The 2,267-nt window shown below is 45.7% G+C and carries 1 protein-coding gene and 1 pseudogene; one reads left to right on the top strand and one right to left on the bottom strand.

Going from position 1 to position 2,267, the window contains the following annotated elements; all coding sequences use genetic code 11:
* Positions 1 to 997: HD domain-containing protein (locus ENN47_08920; protein ID HDP78286.1), on the bottom strand; the 997-nt coding region annotated here is incomplete at its 3' end.
* 361 nt (positions 998 to 1,358) lie between these two features.
* Between ENN47_08920 and ENN47_08925 the strand changes: the two are divergent.
* A pseudogene (locus ENN47_08925) lies at positions 1,359 to 2,267 on the top strand (amino acid permease).

The following is a 2,267-nucleotide window of genomic DNA, read 5'->3' on the forward strand; positions in this document are numbered from 1 at the left end:
CTATGAAATCCCGCTCCTGTTCGTTTAGAGGCATCGCTTTTGAGAGGATATCTGTAGGTATAAACAGCTTTCCAATATCGTGGAGCCTGGAGGCGAACGAAAGCACACTTCGATCATCCTGTGAAAGTCGCATCTTTCTTGCTATCTCGTCGGCCAGTATAGCAACTCTTTTCTGGTGACCGGCTGTATATGGATCCTTTATTTCAGTCGTCTGGCTCATAATTGCAATAAGCTCTTCCTGGGTCTTGCTGATTCTGTTGTAAAGGCTGTCGATCGGCTCGCGAATGGACCTGTAGACTATTCCCTGCAAGATAACGAAATAGGAACTCAGTCTGAAAATATGGCCAAGCATGTTAGAAAAACCGTACACGTCGGTATAGGTCGTAAAAACTATCTCGCCGGCAGCGGTCAAAATAAGGGCAAGAAAGTAATACTTTCTGTACGGGAGAACGTCTGGGGAATCGCTCCTAAAAAGAAGATAGATGCTCAACAGTATGATTCCAATTACTACATATTCCATGGAAATCTTGAATAAAGTGAGACCTGTTCCCACAATGAAACACTCAGGAAAGTATCCAAGGGAGATCGCCGTCGTTCCAAGGGCTCCTGCAATCATGAACCCTGTAAAATAGCCAATGTTGAGATTTCGTTTCTTTGGCAGGATCAGCGCAAACGCCAGACCGGAAGCCTCTATCAACCGACCCAGAATCCAGAACTGTGTCGGCTGATTTGCCGTCCAGGAAGGGAAGACCCCCATCCCGGAATACGAGATTGTGTGAAGAACATCCACAAACATTACTACGCTGTAGAGATATCCCATTCTCAGCACTAGAACATTCTTTCCACTGGAAATGAATGCCATTGATACCAGGACTCCGGCGATCAAAATCGCAGTAATTTCGATAAACGAGTGGAAAAGAAGAAAATTCAAGCGCGACACTGCCCACGAGGCCAGAGCGATCAATATCCATATGGAAACAGTAATTGTCTTAGACATAACTCTACCTCCAACGAAAAGGAGTTCTTCTCAAGTATAATCCTTATCAAGCATGACAGCAAAAATCTATTTCACCCATTAAGACCTGCAATATAGTGCCAACGGATCCTCCTGCCAGAAGAAGATTCACGACTGACGATAATACCACAATGCAATTTCGCGAAGCACTTCAAATTCTACATACAACAAAGCGAATCATCTCGACAGATGATGACCGATGAAGCAGAACCTGTGAAAGGCAAGAAATCATTGTCTAAAGAGAATCGAAACAGAGATTTCCTTCAGCAAAGGACAGAGACTAATGTATAATAAAAGATGCATCATGAAAGGCACTCATGAGTTGAGCGAAAGTTCTTGGTTGATGCTCAGAAAGGTGGAATAGATGAAGAAGACTATGAAGTTCTGGGATCTGGTCGCACTGGAAGTGGGAATGACAATCGGGGCCGGAATATTCATCTACATGCCGATCGCTTCTCAGAGTGCGGGGGTGGGAACAATACTTGCATTCGTCGTTGCCTTTGCTCCCATGGCAATTATCATGATAAACGTCATGTTGCTCGGATCGACACTTCCCACGACAGGTGGAACTTTCAAGTACGGTGCTTTCCTCTTTTCACCCAAAGTTGCATTCCTTGGTCTATGGGCCTATCTCTTCGGTGCATTTGTCGGCCTGTTTCCGTTGAACGCGCTTGCACTGGCATCATATATGAAGGGTATCTGGGATGCGATCTCCCTTGTGCCCGTAGCTCTTATTGTTCTTGCCTTCTTCTATGTTATCAATCTTATGGGTCTTAAAATGGCTTCGAGAGTGGAAATCCTCGCTGTAGCTCTGCTTTTTATTGCTATCGCAATTTACACTGTGCCGGGTATTGGCAGAATCGAAGCGAGCAACCTCGAAGGCGTCTTCTCGAAAGGGATTGGTTCGATAATCTACGCTTCGGCACTACTCTCTTTCACATTCGCAGGCTCTAACGCCGTGATAGAGCTTGGCGGAGAAGTAGAAAACCCCAGGAGAAATCTCCCGCTTTCGGTGATTTTCTCTCTTTCAGTTGTCTTGGTCTGCTATCTCCTGATGGCAGTTGTCTCGTTTGGAGTAGGAAAAGACGTAATGACCAATGGCACTCTCAACGATGTGGCTTCGAATTACCTCAGCGGATTTCTTTTCTACGTCTTCGCATTCGGCGGCCCGATACTCGCTATCGCAACAACAATCAACGCAACTTATATGTGGGGAACAAGGTCGTTGCTTGCGCTCTGCAGGCTGAGAGTC

Origin of the sequence: Mesotoga infera (assembly GCA_011045915.1) — a bacterium.
GTDB lineage: Bacteria > Thermotogota > Thermotogae > Petrotogales > Kosmotogaceae > Mesotoga > Mesotoga infera_D.